We start from the raw sequence: 23,780 nt of genomic DNA on the forward strand, positions 1-23,780 counted from the left end.
GCGCGGCCGGCGATTCCACCCCATAGGTCGCCAATCACGGATTGCCTCTGATGATCGATCAGCCCGCCCAGCCGGCCTCCCGGCCCGTGCCCGACGCCGTCGAATCATTCTGCTCGCTCTCGGAGGCCTATGCCCCTGAGGCGCGCCATGAGTCGCTGTTCATCGAAGCCATGCGGGCCATCACGCACTGGCATCTCGAGCGCTCCCCCTGGTATCGGGCTTTCGCGCACCGTCACGGCGTAGACGCGGATCGGCTCGATCGGCTGGAGGCCGTGCTGGCCCTGCCGCCGGTCCATGCCAATTTCTTCAAGGCACATGAGATCCGCTCGATCACCCTGTCCGAAGTCACGGCCCATCTGACCTCCTCCGGGACGACGGGACAGAAATCGCAGATCTTCTTCGACGCCTTCACGCTCGGTCATGCGCGTGCCATGGTGGATCAGGTCATGCAGGTGCGCGGCGTGGTCAGCCGGACGCCGGCGCACTATCTGGTCAATGCCGGTAGTGCCTTTATTCGCAGGATGGCAATCTGAGAAGATTGCTCACAAAGGCCAGCAGTCAGAGCGTTGCCGCCTGTAGCGAGCGCAAGATCATCCTACTGATTAGGGCACTACCGCCGTCCTGAATTCGGGCGCCCGACCGGCACTGGGCGATGAGAGACGCGCATGGAACCCGCGAACAGGATCGAATCATGCTCACCGAAGACTTGACGAGCGTTGCCGACTCAGACTGGCCGACCGGCTTCATGCTGATCCAGGGCAACCGGCTGGAGGAACTACGTGCGCTCCTGGTCGCCTGGATGCACCGTCATCCGCTCGCGCCGCTGGAGAACGAGACGATCCTGGTGCAGAGCAGCGGCATCGCGCAGTGGCTCAAGCTCGCGCTGGCCGCCACACCCGATGCCAACGAGACCGAGGGCGGCCTGGGTATCGCCGCCGCGCTCGATGTGATGTTGCCGGCGCGTTTCATCTGGCGCGTCTACCGCACCGTGCTCGGCGACCTGCCCGAGACCTCGCCCTTCGACAAGGCGCCCCTGACCTGGCGGCTGTATCGTCTGCTCGAACGACTCACGGGTGAGGCGCCGCTCCAGGCGAGCGACATCCACTGCGAGGCGCTTGCACCGCTGCGCGGCTTTCTGGCGGTCGATGGCCTGGAAGCCGCCCCGCGCCGGCGCTATCAGCTCGCCGAACGTCTGGCGGATCTGTTCGATCAATATCAGGTCTATCGTGCCGATTGGCTGGCGGCCTGGGGCCAGGGGCGCGACATTCTCATCCGCCACGACGGCAAGCCGGCCGCTCTGCCGGCCAGTCAGGGCTGGCAGCCGGTGCTCTGGCGTGCTCTGCAAGCCGACGTGCGTGACGAGTATGGCCCGGACGCGCCGTGGCTGCTCCAGGCCAGTCGCGCCGAGGTCCATCGGGCCTTCCTGGAGCGTGCCGGTCAGGCGGAGGATCGCACCCCGGAGCGCCTCGCGAATCTGCGCGCGGTCGGACTGCCGCGCCGGGTCATCGTCTTCGGTCTGTCCTCGCTGCCGCGTCAGATGCTGGAAGTGCTGGAGGCCATCGCGCCCGTGTGTCAGGTGATGCTGTTCGTGCTCAATCCCTGCCGGCACTACTGGGGCGACATCATCGAGGGTCGCGATCTGTTTCGCCGGCCCTATCGGCGCCGGTCGGAACGCAAGGCGCCGACGGATCTCGACGAGTCCGAATGGCATCTGCACGGTCATCCGCTGCTCGCGGCCTGGGGCAAGCAGGGACGCGACTATCTGCGCCTGCTCGACGAGCACGACGATCGCGCGCAATACGAATCCTATTTTCAGTCGCACAGTCTCAAGATCGACCTCTTCGACTCGCCAGGCGCCGACTGTCTGCTGCACCAGTTGCAGGACGACATCCTGGAACTGCGTCCGCTCCAGGAACGCCGGGACCGGGGAACCGTCATCGACCCCGAGCGCGACCGCAGTCTGGAGTTCATCGTCGCCCACAGCCCGCAGCGCGAGATCGAGATCCTGCACGACCGGCTGCTCGATGAGTTCGAGCGCTCGGCACGCACCGACCGTCCGCTCCAGCCGCGCGAGGTGCTGGTGATGGTGCCCGACATCGCCGTCCATGCGCCGCACATCCAGGCCGTCTTCGGGCGGTTCGATCCGGACGATCGGCGTTACATCCCGTTCCGGATCACCGATCAGGGTCAGCGTCATCGCAACCCGCTGGTCATCGGTCTGGAGCATCTGCTGAATCTGCCGCGCGCCCGCTTCGCCGTCAGCGAGCTGCTCGACCTGCTCGACATCCCGGCCCTGCGCACGCGCTTCGGTCTCGACGAGCCTGATCTGCCGCGCCTGCGTCTGTGGATCGCCGGGGCCAATGTGCGCTGGGGGCTGGATGCGGCCCAGCGTGCCGGCCTCGGGCTGCCCGAGGGGCTGGAGCAGAACACCTGGCGTTTCGGACTGCGCCGGCTGCTGCTGGGATTTGCCAGCGGTGACGCCGGACCCTGGCGCGGCGTGGAACCGCACGACGAGGTCGGCGGACTGGAGGCGGCGCTCCTGGGACCATTGGCGCAGTTGCTCGAACGGCTGGAAGCCTACTGGCAGTGTCTGACCGAGCCGCGTTCGCCGGCCGGCTGGGTCGAACTGGTCGGCAGGCTGCTGGACGACTTCTTCGCTGAGTCGAGCGAGTCCGATGGGGTCACGCTCGCGCGTATCCTGCTCGAACTCGACGCCTGGGAGGCCGATTGCATCCGGGGCGGTTTGGGCACGGAACCCATCGCGCTGGAGATCGTCCGCGATTCGCTCCTGGCCCGGCTCGATCGGCCGAGCCTGACACAGCGCTTCTTGGGCGGGGCGGTCAACTTCGCCACCCTGATGCCGATGCGCGCCATTCCTTTCCGCCAGATCTGGCTGCTGGGCATGAACGATGGCGACTATCCGCGCCGACGGGTGCCGGCCGACTTCGATCTCATGGCGAACGATTATCGGCCGGGAGATCGCTCGCGGCGTGAGGACGATCGTTATCTGTTTCTCGAAGCGTTGCTGTCGGCGCGCGAGAAGCTGGTCATCGGCTGGGTCGGGCGCGGCATCCGCGACAACAGCGAGCGTCCGCCCTCGGTGCTGGTCGGACAGTTGCGCGATCATCTGGCGGCCGGCTGGCGTCGGCCCGATGGCGACGGCGCCGGGCTGCTCGCCGCGCTGACCAGCGTGCATCCGCTCCAGCCGTTCGGGCGCGGCTATTTCGAACCGGGGCGGGCGAAGACGCTCTTCACCTATGCGCGCGAGTGGCGGGCGGTGCACGATGGCGCCGGAGCGACGGCGGTCAGCGCCGAGCGGCTCGCGCCCTGGTTGCCCGAGACGCCGGTCGATCTCGATCAGCTCCAGGGCTTTCTGCGCGATCCGATCACGGCGTTGTTCGATCAGCGCTTGCGGATCAAGGCGCCGGGCGAGGTCGTCGCGCCGCCCGATGTGGAGACCTTCGCGCTCGACGGTCTCGGGGACTGGCAGATCAAGGACGAACTGATCAGCCGGACCTTCGAGCCGGGGCTGGACAGGTCGGCACTGGAGCAGCGTCTGCACGCCGGTATCGCGCGCTTCCAGGCGCAGGGACGGCTGCCGAATGGGAGTCTGGGCGAGCGTCTGGGGCAAACGGTCATCGCCTATCTGCCGGTGCTCCATACCGCTTGGGACGCGGCCCTGAGCGAATGGCCCCGGAGGCTCGATCGTCCGATTCCGGTCATGGTGGAGGTCAATGTACCGGCCGGTCGGCTGGTGCTGGAAGATGTGTTGAGCGATCTGCGCGAGGGCGACGATGGGCGCGGTCAGATCATTCTGCAAACCAGCGGGCTGACCAAGGACAAGCATTATCAGTGGCGCAATACACTGCGCGCCTGGGTGCGGCATCTGGCGGCTCAGCTCGATGGCGAGCCGGTCACGACCCGCCTGCTGACGCCTTCAGGCGATGCGCGTCTGGAACCTGTGCCCGTCGATGAGGCCCGCGAGCGGCTCGAAGCGCTGCTCGTCGTCTGGTGGGAGGGGATGCAGCGACCGCTGCCGGTTGCGCTCAACGCCGGCATGGCCTGGCTCGACAAGGACGGCCCCGAGACCCTGGAGGACGGCACGGCGCCCGAGGAACTCAAGGCCTGGAACGCGGCCCTTCAAGCCTTCGACCTGGATCACACATACAACGCCTATGTCGGTCGCTGTTACGACAGCTTCGAGGCGCTTTGGTCCGGGGGCGAGTTCGCGCGCTGGGCGCATCGGCTCTATGGCGGTCTGCGCAAGACGATCAGCCGTTAGCGGAGCCGGCGGCGCGCAGATAAACGCTCGCTCGAATTGCGCAGTGTTACATGAAACAGTTTTCGTGGTATGTTTCGTTTGTAACTTCTCAATAACTCACGGCACGCCCTTGGCGGCTAAAGCCCGTTGGCGCACGATCTCGGGCAACGGCGGGATAGCGCCCACCTGCCCAATCCGGTCGTTGAGGTAGTCCCAGAAGGAGATCCCGAGCTTACGACAGGTCTTCTTCAGGCTGGCAAAGATGTCGCGGCAGCGGCGTCCCAGATCACTGCGGGTTCCGCCACTGATCTTGCGCCATTTGACGTAGCTGCGGATGTCGTTCTCGCTACCGTTGGTGTGTAGCGGGATGTCGGGGCGCAGGAGCACGAGAAGGAGTTCTTGCTGATGGGCCTTGAGGCGCTTGAGGAGCGCATTGAGCGTGGCCCAAGAGGTTTTCTGGGTGAACAGGGCCTTGAAGCGGGCGCGTAGGCCGGCGATGGCGTCGGGATCGGGGTCGCACCGGTACGCCTTGAGGTCGGCGTAGAGCGCCCAGAGTTGGGCGCGCATCCGCTGCTGATCCTGGCGGTGGCGCTCATTGAGTGGGATGAGCGTATGAATCCGGCGTTCGGCGTGCACCCAGCACAGGGCATGGAGCAGGATGGCGAACTGTCCGGCGCCATCGCTGACGATGACCAACTCGCGTGAGAGCCCTTTGGCCAGGACGCCGCCGAGCAAGGCCCCTTCTGTAGCGATGCGCTGATGGCGCTCCTGGGTGATACCCAGGGTCTGAAGATGGGCCTCCCAAGCGGTGGTCGTCGTCAGTTCCAGGATCGGCGGTGCCATCAGCGCCCGGCACATGGCCTGAGGCAGACCTTGGGCGCGCCAATAGGCCAGGGCCTCGTCATTGAGGCTGTAGAACGGCTCACCGGCTTGCAGCAGGCGCCGGAAATTGATCCGGCTCTTGCTTTCGCTGCTGGAGAACCAGGCGAAGAAGTCATTGCCGATGTGGGTGACGTAGCCGTTGCGCCCCTGATGGCGCGCCCCGGAGTCATCGACCGTGACGTAGGAGCTGACCTCCAGCCCCACCTCCAGGAGCTGGTCCTTTTCGGCGAAGAAGACGTCGTTGCGACCGCTGAGCAGGGCGTCGATCTGACCGACGGAGATGTCGATTCCCCACTCCAGGAGTTGCTCGCGCAACAACGGCTGGGTGACATGGCACTGATGGTATTGGTAGAGTACATAGGCGCGCAAACCCGCCCCGAAATGACTCCCCTGCACCGTGGCCGGGAGCTCTCCGCACAACCACTCTCCCTCCGGCGTCTGCCACACTTCCAAACGATAGCGCGTGTTGTGCGCCCCAATGTGCAGATCCTGAACGATGAAATCCCGGTAGCCCTTGAAGCGCGCCGTCGCCGGCACCTCTTCGCGCGGCGCGATCGGACAGTCTTCGTGAATGATCAGCTCTTGGGTCTTGGCCCGTTTGCTCGAACCGGCCCGACGTGGCTTCTCCTCACCGCCCTCTTCGCCTCCCCCCGCGCCCTGGCCTGACCCCTCCATCCCACTGGGCTTGAATACGGGACGCGCCTTCTCTCCCTTCAGGATCGCGATCTCATCGCGCAACTGTTGGATCTGCTCCGCTTGCCGCTGGTTGGCTTCCATCAGCGCTTCGATCAGACTCAACAACTGCTCCACCAGCGGCGTGCGCTCCGCTTCCGGGATGTCAGGCAGTTGAATCGGTATCGGCATGGGGCGGTGGGTGATGGTTGGTCGCTGGATCAGGGGATGACGCCTACTGTAACGGATCTCGTCAGACAACGCCGCCATGACTTATTGAGAAGTTACTGTCTACTCCAACTGTACGTGAGCGAACGATTTTTGCCGGCTGGTAGGACACTTTGTCCAAAGTCCAAATCCTTAGACGCGGACAACTTTATTGGTTGAGTGTGTGCACGAACACGCGACGATCCGCCTCTTTCAGACCTTGCGCCTGTTCGACGACACGATGATGATGGGTGAATAGAATCACCTGCGTCCTGACGGACAGGTCGGCCAGGACGTCGAGCGTGGCGCGGGCGCGTTCGTCGTCGAACTGGATCAGGATATCGTCGACGATGAACGGCAGTGGCGGCGAGCTGTCGAGATGACGATCGAGATGGGCCAGCCGTAGCGCCAGATAGAGCTGATCGCGCGTGCCGGTGCTCATGGCCGCGACCCGAACCCGCTCCCCATTGGTACGCACGCCGACCAGGATGGGTTGATCGGCGTCGTCGAAATCGCTCTCCACGGCGGCGAAGCGGGCGCCGGTCAGCCGGGCGAAATAGGCGCCGGCGCGGGCCAGGATCGGGTCGCGGTTTTGGCGTCGGAACTGCTCGATGGCCTCGCGCAGCAGGCGCGCCGCCAGGCGCAGCCGGACATAGTGTTCGGTATGACTGCGCAAACCGGCGCGCGTGCGCTCGGCTTCTTCGGCGAGGAGCGCGGCGCTGTCGGCGCCGGTCATGGCGCTGAAATCGCGCTCGGCATGAATGCGACGTTCGAGCGCCTCGGTATGGCGGGGTTGCAGCTCCTGTTCGATCAGACGACCGAGCCTCAGATGTTCATGCACCACCGCTTCGGTCTCGACACCCTGCGCCTCCTGCTCCAGGGCCGCGAGATCGAGACCGTCACCGCCGGCGATCAGTTCGTCCTCGACGCGCCGGAGTTCTTCGGTCAGACGCGCATAGGTGCGGGAGCGTTCCAGCGCGGCGGGCAACGCCTCGGGGTCGGTGCAGCCGGCCAGCCGACACAGCTCGGCCAGCGTCTCTTCAGTCGCCTGCAACGCGGCCTCGGTCTCACCGAGCTCGATGTGGGTCTGATCGGCCTGCGTGCGCAGTGCGTTGCGACGGCTGAGGGCCTCGCGCTGCCGGATGAGCCGTTGATGCAGCTGCGGAACCGAGATCTCGACCGGCGCGGTGAGCAGATCCGGAGCCAGAGACTCCAGCCGTGCCTGGGTGTCGGCGGCGAACTGGCGGGCGTCGCGGTCGATGCCCTGGATACGCGCCTCCAGACGGCGGACCTCATCCATGCACGTGAGGATGGCGGCGATGGCGTCGAGATGGTCCGAGACATCCGCCGGCGTGGCCGTGGACGGCAGTCCCAGATCGGTGGTCAGCGTCGCCCAGCCGGTCTGCCAGGCGGTGCGATCGGCCCGTGCGCGCTCCAGGGCACGTTCGAGACGCTGACGCTGCTGTTGGAGCGTGGCGACCTTTTCGCTCAGGGCGCGACGTTGCTCCTGGACGCGTCGCCCCTCGCGCAGACAGGCTTCGGCCTGATCGAGCCGGGGTGCGAGTGTCTCGGGCCGGGTCGTCGGCCGGACGGGGGAGGCGAGGGCGTCGAGCCGATCGGCGAGCGCCTGGAGATGCCGTGTGCGCTCGGCGCGCTGGGTCTCCAGCGTCTGACGTAATTCATCCTCCGCTGTCGCCCGCTCCTGAAGTCGTTGAGCGCGGTTGAGCCAGTCGAGCATCTCACCGGCCGAGCGCGGTTGGATTCCGCACGGACGCCAGAGGGCCTGCCAGTCGGCCTCGAGCGCCTGACGACGCCGGTTCAGGGCCTCGAGTGCGGCGTCCAGATCGGCGCGCGCGCGCGTCTGTGTCTCCAGGGCGGCTTGATCCCGTGCCTGGTCATGGACGCGCCGGCTCTCGCGTCTGAGTCGGTCGGCGAGGGCGTCGGCCTGGGTCATAGCGCTCTCGAACGCTTCAGGCAGTGGCGTCCCGGAGGCATAGTCGGCGGCCTCGGCCCGAACATCACGCCCTTCGAGCCACTGACCTCGAAGCAGTTGCCAGCCGCGTTCACGGTGGTCGCGCGCCTGTTCGAGATCGGCTTCACTGGGCACCGCCCCGGCCAGTTGCAGCGTGCGCAGCGATTGTTCGAGCCGACGGCACTCGGCGGCGCTCCCGACGCGCGCTTCGGTGAGCCGCCGTTGTTCCTCGTCCAGCGACAGCGCCTCGGCGGCATAGCGGCGTAGCGTCGCTTCGCCGGGCAGGGGCGCGCCTTGCAGACCGGCGAGATCGCCCGTCCAGAGTCCGAGCGCCGCCAGTTCGCGCGCGCACCGTTCGGCGTGCAGACGCAGGCGCGCTTCGGTGTCGGCGATGGTGCGATCCGGATCCCCCGCGCGCCGCGCGGCCTGTACGGCACGTTCCAGACCCTCGAGATCCAGTGGGTCGGCGGCGATTTCAGACAGGGCGGCACGCGCTTCGGCCAACGCCTGCTCGGTGTCGGCCAGATTGGCGCTCGCCGTAGCGACGGCCTTCTCCACGGCTTCGCGGTGTCCGCCCAGTTCGGTGGCCTGACGGCGGCGGTCGAGCAGCGGACGCAGCGATTCGACGTCCTCGAGCGTCAGTTCGGGACGGATCGCCGCCAGACGCCGCGTGGCGAGTTCGCGCTGCGCATTGGCCATGGCGACCAGATTGGGACGATCCTGCGCGGCCTTGCGATGACTGCCGAGCCGCTCGCGCAGGGTATCGATGGCCTCGCCCTGGGCGAGCAGCGCGTCCGACAGCGGTTCGGCGTCGGCCTTGGTCGTCAGCTCGGCCAGACGCGCGCGGGCGGTTCGTTGCTGCTCGCGCAGGAGTCGGCGTTGGTGGTCGGCGCTGTCGCAGCGCGCGCCGAAGTCATCCGGGAGCTGGGGCGCGTCGGCCAGCGCCTCCAGCTGTTCGCGCAACCGCGCCCGTCGGGCCAGCCCCGGCAGGGTGCGGCGCAGGCGTTCGAGGGTGTGGCGGCGCGCCGTGGCGGTGGCCAATTGGGCCTCGATCCCGGCGAGTTCGGCCTGGAGCCGGTCGCGTTCCTGACGCGCGTCATCCCAATGGCGCGCCGACAGGGACGCCTCACGCAGTTGGCGCTGGAGGTCGTTGAGCCGGCTCAGATGGCTGTTGATCACGGGCTTGTGCGCACGTGGCGCAAAGAGTTCGGCCGCTTCACGGTCGAGGGCGCCCAGCACGGCCTGGATGCGGGCGCGACCCAGTGCGCTGCCGAACAGCGCCTCGGCCTCGCGGCCATGCTCGGCCAACAGGCTCTCGCCGCCGCTGACCAGGGCGTCGTGATCGAGGCCGAACAGCCGCTCGAACAGCGCCGCATCCACGCCATGCAGGAGATCGTTCAGCGCCTCGTCCGGGAGCACCCGGTTGTCAGCGTCGAGCAGGGTGTTGCGGCGTCCCTTGCGCCGGTAGACGTGCAGCTCGCGCCCCGAGGCCTCGCGCAGACGCCCGCCCACGCGCAGCTCGGAATGGCCGTGGACGAAGCTGTCCTGAGTGCGCTCGGGCACGCCATAGAGCAGCGCTTTGAGGGCGCGCAGGGCCGAACTCTTGCCGGCCTCGTTGAGGCCCAGGATCAGGTGCAGTCCCTCCTGACCGGCGCTGAGATCCAGACGTCGATCGGTGAAGGGGCCATAGGCGAGCAGATGCAGTTCGAGAAGCTTCATCACGGCTCACCGGGATCGAGCAGTCGCGCCAACAGCAACTCCTGCGCCTCGGCGAGACTGTGGCGCAAAAAGGCCGGCGACCCCGGATCGCACGGCTCATCGCCGCGGCGGATCTCGGGCGGAAGCTTCGCGGCCAGATCGGAGAACTCCGCACTCAACCGCTCCAGCCGCTCGTCGTCGAGTTCCAGGTCGCGGATCACGCTCAGCAGACTGCCGAACGCCTCGTCCCGAATCAGGCGCTCGGCGGCCGACGGCTCGCGGCGGGTCTCGATCAGCACCTTTTCCAGCCACATCGCTTCGCCGCCGAGCGCGTTGGCCAGGGCGCGACAGTCGTTGATCACATGATCCTGAACGGCTTGCAGACGTGAATGGACCGCACAGACGCCGGCAAAGCGCAACCGCACCGCCGCCAGCCGTCCATCCGCCGACTCCAGCGCCGCACTCAACCGCTGTTCGGCACGCGCATAGACCTCTTCCAGACTCGCCACCGCGCTCAGATCCACCCGACAGTCGAACCAGCGCGCCACATCCAGCGCTCGCAGCTCGACCCGTTGCACGCGCTCGTCCTCGACCTCGACCAGGCAACAGCCCTTGGGTCCGGTCTCGCGCGCGTGCCGCCCCTGGAGATTGCCCGGAAAGACGATCCAGGGCGACTCGTCGACGATTTCATGCCGATGCACATGCCCGAGCGCCCAGTAGTCATAGCCGAGCGTGCGCAGACCATCGCGCGAGCAGGGCGCATAGGTGTCATGATCGGGACGCCCGTCGAGCGAGGTATGCAATAGTCCAATATTGAACAGCCCCGAACAGGGGGCCGGATAGGCGCGTGTCAGATCCTCACTGACGGCACGGGAGGCGAAGCCCTGACCATGCACCGCGAAGCCGAGATCCTCGCGGACCTGGGTCTCCGGGGCGCGGGTGGCGAACAGATGGACGTTTGCGGGCAAGCGCAGCCGGCGGGTGATCTGGCTGACGGCATCATGATTGCCGGTCACTGCGAAGACGGGAATGTCCGCCGCGCGCAGTCGTTCCATCTGGCGGGCGAAGAACAATCCGGTGTTGTAGTCCTTCCAGTCGCCGTCGTAGAGATCGCCGGCCAGCAGCACCGCCGTGACCGCTTCATCGAGCGCCAGATCGACCAGCGACTCCAGCGCCCGGCGCGTGGCCCCGCGCAAGGCTTCGACCGGCGCCCCCTCATAGCGCTCCAGGCCGCGTAACGGGCTGTCGAGATGAATGTCTGCCGCGTGGATGAATTTCACGGTCGATCGCGTCCCTTGATGTGGCAGCAATGATCGAACTGTGCATGAGCGGCGGCGTGGCGGTCAAGCCGGCCGCCGCGACCTTGACGTCTCTGGCCTGCAAGCACTGAACCGTTCCAGCCACTGCTGTCGGCCAGCCAGCGGCATGCCCGTGCAGGACGCGCGAGATCCCGAATCGTTGGGCCGCGTCCTTGATGGGTAAACCCAGCTCGCCAAGGCATCGTCGCGCCGCCGTTCACCGAGATGCGGGGGATATTTCATAACCCAAGTTGCCACCCACCGAGACTCAGAAAAGTAAATTGAGGCTACAGGCCGGGATGAAGAAAGCCGTCTTGAGTTCGAATCCGGCGGCGGTCACGCTATGGATATGTTTGGGCAACAGGCGTTCGAGCAAACTGCCGGTGGTTTCAAAGTTGTGTATCTTTCTTTCTGTAAATTCCGTTCCGTCGTACTGACGTGGCGGTGGCGGGAGGTCCGGCGCCAAGACATTGAGAAAGGAGTAGAAGTCCCCATGGCGATGCGAGTCGAAACGAACCCTCTGGAAGCGGCCTATGCGGTGTTGCTTGAGCATGGGTTGGACGGCGCCGGTGAAGCGCTGCGCATCCTCGTCAATGCAGCGGCCAAGATCGAGCGAAGCGAGTTTCTCGGCGCCAAGCCCTACGAGCGAACAGCGAGTCGGCGCGATGACGCCAACGGGTTCAAGCCCAAGACCCTGCTGACCCGGTTCGGTGAAGTGACCTTTGAGGTGCCGCAAGTGCGTTCCGGTGAGTTTTATCCCTCGGCTCTCGACAAAGGCACCCGCACCGAACAGGCGGTGAATCTCGCGCTCGCCGAGATGTACGTCCAAGGGGTCTCCACCCGACGGGTGATCGAGGTGCTGCAGCGGCTCTTGGGTGAGGCGCCTTATCTCTTCTTGGACGCCCGTTAATAGAACCGAGGCCGATCGACTGTGGCGGGAGGCGCTTACCCAATGGCGTAAAGACCATCCCAAGCTCGTCCAGTGGGCCGAGGCAGCGATCCCGGACAGTCTCACTGTGTTCGACTTTCCCGCTGAGCACCGCGTGCGGCTGCGCACCACCAATGGTTTGGAACGGATCAACCGCGCGCTCCGACGACGGACTCGGGTGGCCGGCATCTTTCCGAACCCCGAGTCTTGCCTGCGCCTGGTCTCGGCTCTGCTCGCCGAACTCGACGACGAGTGGATGACCGGCAAGGTCTATCTCAACCTCAACCCGTAACCCCGGCGTCATGACACCCGCCACGAAAATTTACAGAAAAGAGGTTGCACAATCGTTGGCCCCCACCAAATGCGCCCTTCGGAGTCCAACTCTCGAAGCCGATCTTCTGAGATTCTCCAGTAGCGTCCTGGAGGCGGCGCAAACGTTCGACCTGTGGGGCCGGTGATCGAATATTGCCCCTTCGAGTATGGCTTATTCGCATACGGGTCGCCCGGCAACCACGGCCCACGCTCGTCGTTGTCAGGATTTGAATAAATTGAGTTGGCTTCCTCTGATCTTGGCAATTTGATTGGCGTCCATTCCGAGTTTTTCGAATACACGTAGATGTAGTCGTGATCGACCGAAAACTGACGTGCCGAATTTCTTGGCGAGTCGGCTTTCTCCCAAATCAGTGAAGCAACGAAATTCCGCCGCCCAAACACCTCATCCATGACGACCTTCAAATAATGCCCCTCGTTGTCGTCGATCGTGACCCAGATCGACCCGTCCTCGGCGAGCAGATCGCGCAACAGCTCCAGACGCGGATAGATCATCGACAACCACTGACTGTGCTCCAGATTGTCGTCGTAATGCTCGAAGGCACTCTTGGTGTTGTACGGCGGATCGATGAAGATGCACTTGACCCGCCCCGCGCAAAACGGCAACAGCGCCTTGAGCGCCTCCAGATTGTCGCCCTGAATGAGCCAGTTGTCGGCGTCCGGGTCGCCGTGGACGGACTGCGTTTCCAGCAATCGATAGGACACGCGCCGCACGGCACGCTTGGCCTCGGCATCGCCGAGCCAGGTCAGTTGGGGCATCTTCGGTCGTTCCAGTCCTGATGATTCGAGAGCACGAGCTGCTTGACCTCACCGAAGGCCGCCTCCCGCGCATTGGAGTTCACGGCGACAGTATATCGACTCAGTCGCCCGCCCATCATGCTAAACTTGCCCAACTGCATGTACAGGTTTCTCACCATGAAAGTCGTCACCTACTCCTATGCCCGCAATGCCCTGAAATCCGTCCTCGACGACGTGCTTCAGGATGCGGACGTAACCATCATCAGCCGCCGCGATGCCCAAGGCGATGCGGTCGTCATGTCGCTCGACTACTACAACAGTCTGATGGAGACCCTGCACCTGCTGTCGACGCCCGCCAACGCTGCCGCCCTGGAGCGCGCAATCCGACAGGATCGGGAAGGGCAGGCGCAGCCACGCACCCTGCTCGACGCCGACGGGGACTGAACGTGCGCGCGATCCAGTTCGTCCCGGATGCCTGGGACGCCTATCTGTACTGGCAACAGCAGGATCGTAAAACGCTCAAGCGCCTCAACGCACTCATCCTTGATGCCGCGCGTGAACCCTTCGCCGGGATCGGCAAGCCCGAACCACTGCGCGGCAACCTCTCCGGCTATTGGTCACGTCGAATCGACGATACCCATCGCCTGGTCTATCGCGCCACCGACACCGCGCTGAATTCGGCACTTCACGCCCACAGGTGTCAAGGTGCTCAATCCATGGGATGCTGCCGCCTAGCGCGCGTCGGATACATTAACCCAAGTTGCCGCCCTCTGAGACTCGGAAGAGGAAATTGAGACTACAGGCGTTTTCAATAGCCGCGCGCGCACGTTCAACAACGGCTTCCCGCGCGGCTATCTCATCCGGCGCACGGGGTCGTTCACAACGTCCAGACGCCCGAGGGTACGGTCGCAGGCATTTCACATCGCTATTGCCGTCTGCTGCAACGCGCCGACGGCTATGGCTACACCCTTCAACCCAAACCTGTAACGGAGGACGCGAGATGGGCCGCCTAACCGCGCTACGTGCGGTGCGCTATCCCTCCCCGCCGGTCAAGGACGGGGTTTCTCGCACAAGACTGATGAATCCAAGCCAAATCCGGGACTTTTTCCGTAACGACCGTTTCGCCGCCCATGTCGGCATCGAGTTGCTGGAGGTCGGGCCGGGGCGTGCGCGCGCTCAGTTGCTGATCGACGACCGGCATCTGAACGCCGTCGGCGTGGCGCATGGCGCGGCCATCTTCAGTCTGGCCGATCTGGTGTTCGCGGTCGCTTCCAACTCACATGGCACGGTCGCGCTCGGCGTGAACGTCTCGGTCTCCTTCATGAAGGCGGCGCGGCGCGGGTTGCTGATCGCCGAGGCCGAGGAGGTCTCGATCAATCCCAAGCTCGCGACCTATGTGATCCGCGTCAGCGACGAGGCCGGTCAAGCCGTGGCGCTGATGCAGGGCACCGTCTATCGCAAACAGGAGGCGCTCGATGACTACATCGGTCGTTGACGGATATGCGCCCGACGCCGGACCTGAGCCGCTGGACGACGTGGAGACCGAGACCGAAGCCCGCGAGCCGGTCGCCTTCGGTCTGATCGTCGTCGGCGACGAGGTGCTCAACGGTGCGCGCATCGACGGGCATCTGCCCGCCTTCAAGCGCCTGATCGGCGAGCGCGGTCATAGCCTGGCCCGCTACTGGATGCTCCCCGACGACCCGGACGTGCTGACGGCGCATCTGCGCTTCTCGATGGGACGGCCCGAGCCGGTGTTCGTCTGCGGCGGCATCGGCGCGACCCCGGACGATCACACCCGCGCCTGTGCGGCGGCAGCGGCGCATGTCGAGCTGGTGCGCCATCCCGAAGCGGCGCAACTGATCGAGGACAAGTTCGGCGAGTCGGCCTATCCGCATCGCATCCTCATGGCCGATCTGCCGGCGGGGGCGGATCTGGTGCCCAACCCGGTCAACCGGATGCCGGGGTTCACGCTGGCGCGGCACTGGTTTCTGCCCGGATTCCCGAAGATGGCCCGGCCGATGGCCGAATGGGTGCTGGACCGGCACTTCGGGCGCTGCATCCCGATGCGCGAATCGGCGGTGCTGGTGCGCGGCGTGCCCGAGAGTCAATTGATCCCGCTGATGCGCCGCCTGACCCTGGAGTATCCCGAACTCAAGCACTTCAGCCTGCCGCACATGGGTCAGGATCCGCACATCCGGCTCGGTTTTCGCGGGCGCGATGGACTCGATGACGCCATGCGCGAGCTGCGTCAGGCACTCGAAGACTCGGCGATCGAGTACGTCGAGGCGCCGGTCGATGGAACGTCGGGGGACTGAACGCCGGCCCCGCCCTCGGGACGCGGCTCAGGAATGCCCGCTGTCGCGATAGGCGCGCTGCATCCGGTTGAGCCTGTCGATGCGGCCTTCGCCCCGGAGTTCGGCGATGGCCTCGCTCAACGCCTGCCGCTGGGCACCGGCGAGCGCCGCGACGGTCGCCTCCTGACGGCGCACGACGCGAAGACGCTCGGCGTCCGACTCGGTGATGGGTTCATGCTCGGCGCATTCGACGATCGACTCGATCAGGACGCGGCGGCGCTTCTGTAGACGCTCGACCATGTCCCAGTCGTCGCCTTGAGCGGCAGGTTTCATCTGATCCGTCGCCGCGACCAGGTCGGTGATGAGATCCGTCAGATTGGCCATCGATAATCTCCAGTTCAAACGGGTTCGGTGGTATCCGATCCGGGGGTGTCGGTTTAATATGCCGGCTTCGCCCACGGTCGACGAGGATCTCTTTCGATGCCTGCTCACGCCGCCATGCCGGAACGCCGGATCTCGCCCGCTCGCTCGTCCTCGCTCTTAGGCTCACCCCCGTCCATCTCGACATCCGCCCGCTGCCTTCAGACCGGAGTCCTGTGCGCCGCGCTGGCACTGGCGCTCACCGGCTGCGAACCGGCCAAGCCCACGGCCGCCAAGCGCGAGATGCCGCCGCCGAGCGTGATCGCGGTCGCCGCCGAGACCAAGACCATCGAGGAGGAGGCGAAGTTCGTCGGGCGCGTGGTCGCGATCGATCGGGTCGAGTTGCGCGCGCGGGTCGAAGGTTTCCTCAAAGAACGACGCTTCAAGGAAGGCCAGACGGTCGCGGTCGGCGATGTGCTGTTCGTGATCGAACCCGATCAATACGCCGCCGTGGTCGAGCAGCGCGCCGCCGATCTGGAGAAGGCCAAGGCCGACTCACAGAACGCCGAGGCCCAGCTTGCGCGCGGTCTGGAGCTGCTCAAGCAGAAGAACATCGCGCAAGCCAAGGTCGACGAACTCCAGGCTACGGCCGTCGTGGCCAAGGCCGGCATCGCCCAGGCCCAGGCCGCTCTGAACGCCGCGCGCCTGGATCTGAGCTACACCCGGATCACCGCGCCGATCGCCGGTCGCATCGGTCTGGCCAATCTGAGCGTCGGCAATCTGGTCGGGCCGTCTTCGGGCGTGCTGGCCACCATCGTCAGCCGCGATCCGATCCATGTCCGGTTCCCCGTGACCCAGCGCGATCTGCTCGCCGCGCGCCGTCAGATCGAGTCCAAGGGCGGCGATCCGCGTAAGGTCGTGATCCAGGTGCGTCTGCCCGACGGCCGGCTCTACGAGCATTCCGGGCACCTGGACTTCGTCGATGTCACCACGGACCGCGCGACCGACTCGGTCACACTGCGCGCCGAGCTACCCAATCCGGACGGCCTGCTGGTCGATGGTCAGTACGTCGGCGTGGTGGTGCAGAGCGGTGAGCCGGAGTCGGCGATCCTCGTCCGGCAGGCCGCCTTGCAGGTCGATCAGCAGGGACTCTATGTGCTGATCGTCGACGCCGAGAGCAAGGCGCAGGTCCGCCGTGTCAAGACCGGCCAGACCAAGGGCGCCGAGATCGCCGTCACCCAGGGCTTGAGCGCCGGTGATCTGGTCATCGTCGAGGGCATCCAGGGCGTCACCCCCGGTCAGCCGGTCAAGGCCGTTCCGCCCCAGCAGGCCGAGACGGAGGCGCAGCCATGATCTCGGACGTCTTCATCGATCGCCCGCGACTGGCGATCGTCATCTCGGTGGTGCCGACCCTGGTCGGCTTGGTGGCGCTGACCCAGCTTCCGGTCGCCCAGTTCCCCGACATCGTCCCGCCCCAGGTCTCGGTGAGCACCAGCTATCCGGGCGCGAGCGCGGCCGTGGTCGAGTCGACCGTCGCCCAGCCGCTGGAGTCGCGCATCAACGGCGTCGACAACATGCTCTACATGAAGTCGTCGAGCAACAACGACGGCAGCTATACCCTCACCGTCACCTTCGCACTCGGCACCGACCCGGACATCAACACGGTCAACGTCCAGAACCGCGCCAATCTGGCCATGGCCCAGCTTCCGGAGGAGGTCAAGCGCCAGGGACTGACGGTCAAGAAGAAGTCCTCGGCCATGTTGCAGGTGGTGGCGCTCTATTCGCCCAAGGATTCCTATGACGGGCTGTTCCTGAGCAACTATGCCGCCATCAACGTCACCGACACGCTCGCGCGCGTGCCCGGTGTCGGCGAGGTCTCGCAGTTCGGGCCGCTCGACTACAGCATGCGCATCTGGCTCGATTCGGATCGGCTGACCGCGCTCGGACTGATGCCCTCGGATGTCGTCTCGGCGATCCAGAGTCAGAACGTCCAGGCCGCCGTCGGGCGCATCGGCGCCCAGCCCATGACCTCGGATCAGCAGTTCCAGATCACGCTCCAGACCCAGGGCCGGCTGAGCGATGTCGATGAGTTCGAGCGCATCCTGGTGCGTGCCAACCCGGACGGCTCGCGTATCCTGGTGCGGGACGTGGCGCGCGTGGAACTCGGCTCTAAGCAGTCCGATTCATCCAGCCGACTCGATGGACGGCCCACGGCGGCCATGGCCATCTATCTGGCACCGGGCGCGAATGCGGTGGCGGTGGCCGATGGCGTCGACGCGGCCATGAAGAAGCTGGCTGAGCGCTTCCCGGACGATCTCGAGTATGCGGTCGTCTATGACACCACGGACTTCGTCAAGGCGAGTCTGGAGAAGGTCGTCCATACCCTGTTCGAAGCCTTCGTGCTGGTCATCCTGGTGGTGTTCCTGTTCCTGGGCAGCCGGCGCGCGACCCTGATCCCGCTGATCGCGGTGCCCGTGGCCCTGATCGGTTCCCTGGCCTTCCTGCTGCTGATCGGGTTCTCGCTCAACACCATCTCGCTGCTGGCCATGGTGCTGGCCATCGGCATCGTGGTCGACGATGCCATCGTGGTGGTCGAGAACGTCGAGCGCCTCATGGAAGAGGAAGGGCTGTCACCGCGCGAGGCGGCCAAGAAGGCGATGGGCCAGATCACCGGCCCCATCATCGCCATCACCCTGGTGCTGCTGTCGGTGTTCCTGCCGGTGGCCTTCATCCCCGGCATCACCGGACAGCTGTTCCAGCAGTTCGCGGCCGTGGTCGCCTTCTCGATGCTGATCTCGGCGATCAATGCGCTCACGCTCTCGCCGGCGCTGTGCGCCATCCTGCTCAAGCCGACGCATCACAGGCGCGGCCCCATGCGCTATGTCCTGGGCGGCATCGATCGGATCCGCGACGGCTATGCGTCCGTGGTGCGGCGTCTGGTGCGGTTCTCGCTCCTGGTGCTGGTGTTGATCGCCGGTGTCGGGCTGGCGACCGGCTGGCTGTTCAAGGTCACGCCGACCGGCTTCCTGCCGACCGAGGACCAGGGCGCCTTCATGGCCCATGTCCAGTTGCCCGAGGGCGCTTCGGTCAACCGCACCCAGGCGGTCGTCGAACAGGTCGAGAAGATCGTGCTCGCCGACCCGGCGGTGGAGCATGTGATCGCCGTCCCCGGTTACAACATCGTCGACGGCAGCATCCAGTCCAACGCGGCGGCGATCGTCGGGCGGCTCAAGCCGTTCGAGGAACGCACCACGCCGGAGCTCAAGGCGACGGCGGTCATCCGGCGCATCGCCGTCGAAACCGCCGGTCTGTCGGCGGCGCGCGTGATGCCTTTCAACCTGCCGCCCATCGTGGGTCTGGGCACGGGCAGCGGCTTCGAGTATCAGTTGCTCGATCTCCAGGGCAGCGAACCGGCCGATCTGGCGGCGGTGATGCGCGGTCTGGTGGTGGCGGCCAATCAGGATCCGGTGCTCTCGCGCGTCTATTCGACCTGGACCACCACCAATCCGCAGGTCGATCTCAAGCTCGACCGCGAGAAGGCGCAGACGCTCGGGTTGCCGATCAACAGCATCTTCAACGCGCTCCAGTCGACGCTCGGCGGCTACTATGTCAACGACTTCAACCGCTTCGGTCGGGTGTGGCAGGTCAAGGTCCAGGGCGAGGAGTCCGACCGCGAAGCCTTCGAGGACGTCTACCGCATCCATGTCCGCAACACCGCAGGTGAGATGGTGCCGCTGCGCGCGCTCATGTCCGCCGAGCTGATCGTCGGCCCCCAGCTCATCCAGCGTTACAACAACTATCGCAGTGTCACGCTTCAGGGCGGCCCCAAGCCGGGTTACAGCTCGGGCGAGGCGATCGCGGCCATGGAGCGCGTCTCGGCCGAGACCTTGCCGAACGGCTATGGTTTCGACTGGACCGGCACCGCGCTCCAGGAGAAGGAGGCCGGCGGCAAGACGCCGATCGTGCTGGGTCTGGCGGTGCTCTTCGCCTATCTGTTCCTGGTCGGACTCTACGAGAGTTGGTCGATGCCGGCGGCGGTGCTGCTCTCGGTCACGGTCGGCGTGTTCGGGGCCATGGTGGCACTCCTGATCGCCCACTTGCCCAATGACCTCTATGCGCAGGTCGGTCTGGTGGTGCTGATCGGACTGGCGAGCAAGAACGCCATCCTCATCGTCGAGTTCGCCATGGAGCAGCGCGCCTCGGGCAAATCCATCCAGGAGGCCGCCGTCACGGGTGCGCGTCTGCGGATCCGGGCCGTGCTCATGACCAGTTTCGCCTTCATCCTGGGGCTGGTGCCGCTGATCCTGGCCAGCGGAGCCGGGGAGGCCAGTCAGCGCGCGGTCGGCACGGCGGTCTTCGGCGGGATGCTGGCGGCGGCCTCGATCGGTATCTTCCTGATCCCGATGCTCTATGTGGTGTTCCAGCGGCTGCGCGAATGGGTGCATGGCGGTGCTTCCCGGAGCGGTAGCGGTGAACCCAACGCGATCCAGTCCACTGAGGTCCGTCCATAATGATACGGCTCGAGATGCTCTGACCATTGCGGAGGAATGACGGATGGAAGCGATCGACCTTTACAATCCCATTCATCGTTTGAGCGTGGAGCGGTTCCACCGATTGATCGAGGCCGGCATCCTCGATGAAGGCGACCGTGTGGAACTGATCGACGGGGAGATGCGCGATATGCCACCGATTGGACCGCCGCACGGCAGTACGACCGATACACTGACGATGCTATTCGCACCGCCGTTGGCGGGACGGGCGATCATCCGCGTTCGGGGTCCGCTGACGCTCGACGACGGCACCGAGGTCTATCCGGACTTCATGGTCTTGAGGTGGCGCGACGACCGCTATGCGCGCGCCAACCCCACGCCCGAGGACGTCCGGTTGCTGATCGAGGTCGCCGACAGCAGTCTGGCGCTCGACCGGGGTCTGAAGCTGGGCAAATATGCGCGTGCCGGTATCGGTCGCTATTGGGTCGCCGACATTCCGCATCGCACCCTGCACGACTATCGCGATCCCGACCGTTTCGGCGGACGCTACCGGCAGTTGCATTCACTCAGCGAGGGCCGGATCAGCGTCACCATCGAAGACGCCGAGATCCAGGTTCGGATCGCAGAGTTGTTTCCAGGCTGAGTCGCCACCAATCCTAGTCCATCCATTGATCCATCAACCAACGACATCGCCATCGAATGACCATGCTGTACAGAACCGTTCGGCGCTTCGTCGCGCTCATCGCCACCAGTCTCGTCTTCGTCGCCTGCACCCAGGCGGCGAACCTCGACCTCAGTCCGGAAGAGGCGCTCGCAAAGTCCCGCTCGGGCGAGATCATCCTGGTCGACATCCGTACTCCCCCCGAATGGCGTCAGACCGGTGTGGCCCCCGAGGCCCATCGGATCGACATGACCGATCCCAAGTTCATCGAACGTCTGCTCCAGGATATGGGCGGCGACAAGTCGGCCCCCATCGCCCTGATCTGCCGGACCGGCAACCGCAGCGGCTATGTGCAGCAACAGTTGCAGAAGATGGGATTCAGTCAGGTCTACAACGTCCCCGAGGGCATGGCGGGCAGCCGCTCCGGTCCGGGCTGGGTGCGTCGCGGTCTGCCGGTGGACGCCTGTACCAACTGTTGATCCCGTTCGTCCGCCGATCCCGGATCTCCAATCCCTTGCAACCAACCCCGAAGAAGGAAAACCGATGAAGAAGTCCCCGTTCGTGCTCGCCGCCGTCCTGTTCGCCGCCGCCGCGACACCGGCCCTGGCCGCCAATCCCAGGGTTGCGCTCGATGTCAGCATCGGCGGCAAGCCAGCCGGAACCATCGCCCTGGAACTCTTCGCCGACGTGGTGCCCAAGACCGCCGAGAATTTCCGCGCACTCTGCACCGGCGAGAAGGGCGAGGGGCTGGCCTATGCCGGCAGTCCCTTCCATCGCATCATCCCCGGCTTCATGATCCAGGGCGGCGACTTCACCAACGGCGACGGCACCGGCGGCAAGTCGATCTATGGTGAGAAATTCGCCGACGAGAACTTCACCCTCAAGCACGATTCGGCCGGTACCCTGTCCATGGCCAACGCCGGTCCCAACACCAACGGCTCGCAGTTCTTCATCACGGTCGACTCGACGCCCTGGCTCGACGGTCGGCACGTCGTCTTCGGCAAGGTGGTCGAGGGCATGGATGTGGTGCGCGCCATGGAACAGCAGGGCAGTCGCTCGGGTCGCACCCAGGCCCCCGTAATGCTCGAAGCCTGCCGCCAACTCTGAGACGATCGGGACTCAGGCATTTTCACCCAGATAGCCGGAGTCCCGTAATTCCGCGATCGTGGCGCTCGTCGTGTTCGAGAGCGTCTCCATTGGACATCAGCGCACGCAAGCAGACCGAGGAACGTCTGCTCAAGACCAAGGAGGCCGCCGAGGCGGCCAACGTCGCCAAGAGCCGTTTCCTGGCCACCATGAGCCATGAGATCCGCACGCCCATGAACGGTATCCTGGGCATGGCGCAGTTGCTGTTGATCCCGAATCTCACCGAGCAGGAGCGTCTCGACTATGCGCGTACCATCCTGAGTTCGGGCCAGAGTCTGCTCAAGCTGCTCAACGACATCCTCGACTATTCCAAGATCGAGGCCGGCAAGTTGCAGCTCGAACGTCTTCCCTTCAGTCCCGAGCGGCTCATCTACGAGGTCCGGGCGTTGTTCGTCGAGTCGGCACGCGACAAGGGACTGGAGTTCGAAGCACGCTGGCTGGGCCGGGCGGGACAGGACTATCAGGCCGACGCGCATCGTCTGCGTCAGATGCTGGCCAATCTGGTCGGCAACGCGATCAAGTTCACCGAGCGGGGGCGGGTGCGGCTCGAGGCCGAGGAGGTCGAACGGCAAGGGGGCTGGGCGGTGCTCGAATTCGCCGTCACGGATACCGGCATCGGCATTCCCGCCGACACCCAGGCGCGGCTGTTCCAGCCGTTCTCGCAAGCCGACGACTCGATCACGCGCCGGCATGGCGGAACCGGACTCCATGCCCGACCCAAGGGCTGGTGTGGCGTTTTCGGTGCGAAGGCTGTCCGTTGTTGCGCATGATGAGTACGGAACGGAATTGATCTCAGGTCATGACCCCAGGCGCGACACTGTAGCTGTCGAGCACGTTGATATAGTTGGCGCGTTCCAGTTCAGCCGGGTTTGGCACGGTCAGGGCGCTGACCCGACCCCGGAAGTCCTCGACCGACTCGAAGCCCTGTTCCTCCATCCAGTCCTCGATGCCGCGCAGGATCAGGCCGGTATAGGCCGGTCCCTTCTGGAGCAGCACGCTGCACAGATGCACCACGTCCGCACCGGCGAGCAGCAGCTTGATGGCGTCCTCCGATGTATGGACACCGCCGGTGGCACCGAGCGACAGCCCCGGAATGCGACCGTACAGCAGCGCGATCCAGCGCATGGCCGGCAGCGCCTCAGCCGACGTCGAGGGATGCAGCCGCGCCTGGAGCCGCAGACTATCGATGTTGATATCGGGCTGATAGAAGCGGTTGAACAGTGAGACCCCATTGGCGCCCGCTGCGGCCAGCCGTCCGACGAAATGCCCGATGGAGCTGAAACTCGGCGAGAGCTTCATGTTGATCGGAATCCGGATCCGGCCCCGCAGTTCGGTCAACAGATCCAGATAGCGCTGTTCGACCTGCGCGCCGCTCTGGCTGATGTCGCCCGCGATGTAATAGACATTGAGTTCGAGCGCATCGGCGCCGGCCTGCTGGAGTTCGAGCGCGTGCTTGACCCAGCCGCCTGCCGTGACCCCATTGAGACTGGCGATCACCGGGATGTCCAGGCTCTCCTTCAGCCGCCGGATCTGTTCCAGATACCGCTCCAGGCCGTTCTCGAAGTCCTGATGATCGGGCAGGAAGCCGGCGCTCGACTCGGCGAACCCCGTGTCCTGATGATGCAGGAAGCGGGTCATGGATTCGGCCTCGGCGGTGATCGCCTCCTCGAACAGCGAATACATGACGATGGCCGCCGCGCCGCTGTCCTCCATCTCGCGCGCGGCCGAGAGGCTCCGGGAGAGCGGCGAGGCGGACGGCACCAGGGGGTTCTTGAGCGTCAGTCCGAGATACGTTGTCTTCAGGTTCATAGCCTTTGAAACCTCGTGCTAGAGACGTTGAAAT

Annotated in this window: 17 protein-coding genes and 3 pseudogenes; 13 read left to right on the forward strand and 7 right to left on the reverse strand. The window is 65.3% G+C overall.

Translation table 11 applies throughout. The features are described 5' to 3' along the window. Positions 1-50 precede the first annotated feature (50 nt). Together Atep_RS14355 and recC are read left to right on the forward strand one after the other, a co-directional pair. Complete coding sequence (locus tag Atep_RS14355; protein WP_213379128.1) at positions 51-533, forward strand: LuxE/PaaK family acyltransferase; 483 nt, start codon at positions 51-53, stop codon at positions 531-533. Between the two features lie 158 nt (positions 534-691). Further along, the gene (gene recC, locus Atep_RS14360; RefSeq protein ID WP_213379129.1) at positions 692-4,282 is read left to right on the forward strand and encodes an exodeoxyribonuclease V subunit gamma; all 3,591 of its coding nucleotides are present in this window, start codon (positions 692-694) and stop codon (positions 4,280-4,282) included. Between the two features lie 96 nt (positions 4,283-4,378). Here recC and Atep_RS14365 read toward each other — a convergent pair whose 3' ends face one another. From Atep_RS14365 to Atep_RS17195, 4 genes and pseudogenes are all read right to left on the reverse strand, one after another. Further along, positions 4,379-6,007 (reverse strand): IS66 family transposase, encoded by a 1,629-nt coding sequence (locus Atep_RS14365; RefSeq protein WP_213381756.1) that lies wholly within the window; start codon positions 6,005-6,007, stop codon positions 4,379-4,381. A gap of 184 nt (positions 6,008-6,191) precedes the next feature. Next, entirely contained in the window at positions 6,192-9,713 is a 3,522-nt protein-coding gene (locus Atep_RS14370; protein WP_213379130.1) for an ATP-binding protein, read from the reverse strand. Beyond that, on the reverse strand, positions 9,713-10,972 hold the full coding sequence (locus Atep_RS14375; RefSeq protein WP_213379131.1) for a metallophosphoesterase family protein: 1,260 nt from the start codon (positions 10,970-10,972) through the stop codon (positions 9,713-9,715). The genes Atep_RS14370 and Atep_RS14375 overlap by 1 nt, the downstream gene beginning before the upstream one ends. A gap of 286 nt (positions 10,973-11,258) precedes the next feature. Then, a pseudogene (locus Atep_RS17195) lies at positions 11,259-11,390 on the reverse strand (IS982 family transposase); the annotation flags it as partial. A gap of 93 nt (positions 11,391-11,483) precedes the next feature. Between Atep_RS17195 and Atep_RS14380 the strand changes: the two are divergent. Next, positions 11,484-12,210 (forward strand): annotated as a pseudogene (locus Atep_RS14380) (transposase). Between the two features lie 8 nt (positions 12,211-12,218). On the opposite strand, the gene Atep_RS14385 reads toward Atep_RS14380, so the two are convergent. Beyond that, on the reverse strand, positions 12,219-13,007 hold the full coding sequence (locus Atep_RS14385; RefSeq protein WP_213379132.1) for a site-specific DNA-methyltransferase: 789 nt from the start codon (positions 13,005-13,007) through the stop codon (positions 12,219-12,221). 156 nt (positions 13,008-13,163) lie between these two features. Here Atep_RS14385 and Atep_RS14390 point away from each other — a divergent pair, with 156 nt between their 5' ends. The 4 genes and pseudogenes from Atep_RS14390 to Atep_RS14405 all read left to right on the forward strand — a co-directional run bounded on the left by Atep_RS14390 (position 13,164) and on the right by Atep_RS14405 (position 15,301). Beyond that, positions 13,164-13,430, forward strand: coding sequence for a type II toxin-antitoxin system Phd/YefM family antitoxin (locus tag Atep_RS14390; RefSeq protein WP_213379133.1), 267 nt, complete (start codon positions 13,164-13,166; stop codon positions 13,428-13,430). Then, positions 13,427-13,660, forward strand: a pseudogene (locus Atep_RS16785) (Txe/YoeB family addiction module toxin); the annotation flags it as partial. The gene Atep_RS14390 and the pseudogene Atep_RS16785, both read left to right, overlap by 4 nt. A 404-nt stretch (positions 13,661-14,064) precedes the next feature. Next, positions 14,065-14,481, forward strand: a complete 417-nt coding sequence (locus Atep_RS14400; RefSeq protein ID WP_213379134.1) for a PaaI family thioesterase — start codon at positions 14,065-14,067, stop codon at positions 14,479-14,481. Continuing rightward, the gene (locus Atep_RS14405; RefSeq protein ID WP_236786265.1) at positions 14,462-15,301 is read left to right on the forward strand and encodes a competence/damage-inducible protein A; all 840 of its coding nucleotides are present in this window, start codon (positions 14,462-14,464) and stop codon (positions 15,299-15,301) included. Before Atep_RS14400 ends, Atep_RS14405 begins: the two co-directional genes overlap by 20 nt. 27 nt (positions 15,302-15,328) lie before the next feature. Here Atep_RS14405 and Atep_RS14410 read toward each other — a convergent pair whose 3' ends face one another. Further along, positions 15,329-15,664, reverse strand: coding sequence for a flagellar protein FliT (locus tag Atep_RS14410; protein WP_213379135.1), 336 nt, complete (start codon positions 15,662-15,664; stop codon positions 15,329-15,331). 96 nt (positions 15,665-15,760) lie between these two features. Here Atep_RS14410 and Atep_RS14415 point away from each other — a divergent pair, with 96 nt between their 5' ends. The 6 genes from Atep_RS14415 (at position 15,761) to Atep_RS14440 (ending at position 22,707) form a co-directional block, all read left to right on the forward strand. Next, complete coding sequence (locus Atep_RS14415) at positions 15,761-16,993, forward strand: efflux RND transporter periplasmic adaptor subunit (protein WP_213379136.1); 1,233 nt, start codon at positions 15,761-15,763, stop codon at positions 16,991-16,993. Next, complete coding sequence (locus Atep_RS14420; RefSeq protein ID WP_213379137.1) at positions 16,990-20,151, forward strand: efflux RND transporter permease subunit; 3,162 nt, start codon at positions 16,990-16,992, stop codon at positions 20,149-20,151. Before Atep_RS14415 ends, Atep_RS14420 begins: the two co-directional genes overlap by 4 nt. Positions 20,152-20,194: 43 nt before the next feature. Then, complete coding sequence (locus Atep_RS14425; protein WP_213379138.1) at positions 20,195-20,773, forward strand: Uma2 family endonuclease; 579 nt, start codon at positions 20,195-20,197, stop codon at positions 20,771-20,773. Between the two features lie 62 nt (positions 20,774-20,835). After that, the gene (locus Atep_RS14430) at positions 20,836-21,270 is read left to right on the forward strand and encodes a rhodanese-like domain-containing protein (RefSeq protein ID WP_213379139.1); all 435 of its coding nucleotides are present in this window, start codon (positions 20,836-20,838) and stop codon (positions 21,268-21,270) included. Between the two features lie 64 nt (positions 21,271-21,334). Beyond that, positions 21,335-21,898 carry a peptidylprolyl isomerase gene (locus tag Atep_RS14435; protein WP_213379140.1) on the forward strand — a complete coding sequence of 188 codons (564 nt, stop codon included), beginning with the start codon at positions 21,335-21,337 and terminating at the stop codon, positions 21,896-21,898. A gap of 89 nt (positions 21,899-21,987) precedes the next feature. Further along, positions 21,988-22,707, forward strand: a complete 720-nt coding sequence (locus tag Atep_RS14440) for a histidine kinase dimerization/phospho-acceptor domain-containing protein (protein WP_213379141.1) — start codon at positions 21,988-21,990, stop codon at positions 22,705-22,707. A gap of 22 nt (positions 22,708-22,729) precedes the next feature. On the opposite strand, the gene Atep_RS14445 is transcribed toward Atep_RS14440, so the two are convergent. Then, positions 22,730-23,746 (reverse strand): dihydroorotate dehydrogenase-like protein, encoded by a 1,017-nt coding sequence (locus Atep_RS14445; RefSeq protein WP_213379142.1) that lies wholly within the window; start codon positions 23,744-23,746, stop codon positions 22,730-22,732. Between the last annotated feature and the right edge of the window lie 34 nt (positions 23,747-23,780).

It is taken from the genome of Allochromatium tepidum, assembly GCF_018409545.1.
Taxonomy (GTDB): Bacteria; Pseudomonadota; Gammaproteobacteria; order Chromatiales; family Chromatiaceae; genus Thermochromatium; species Thermochromatium tepidum_A.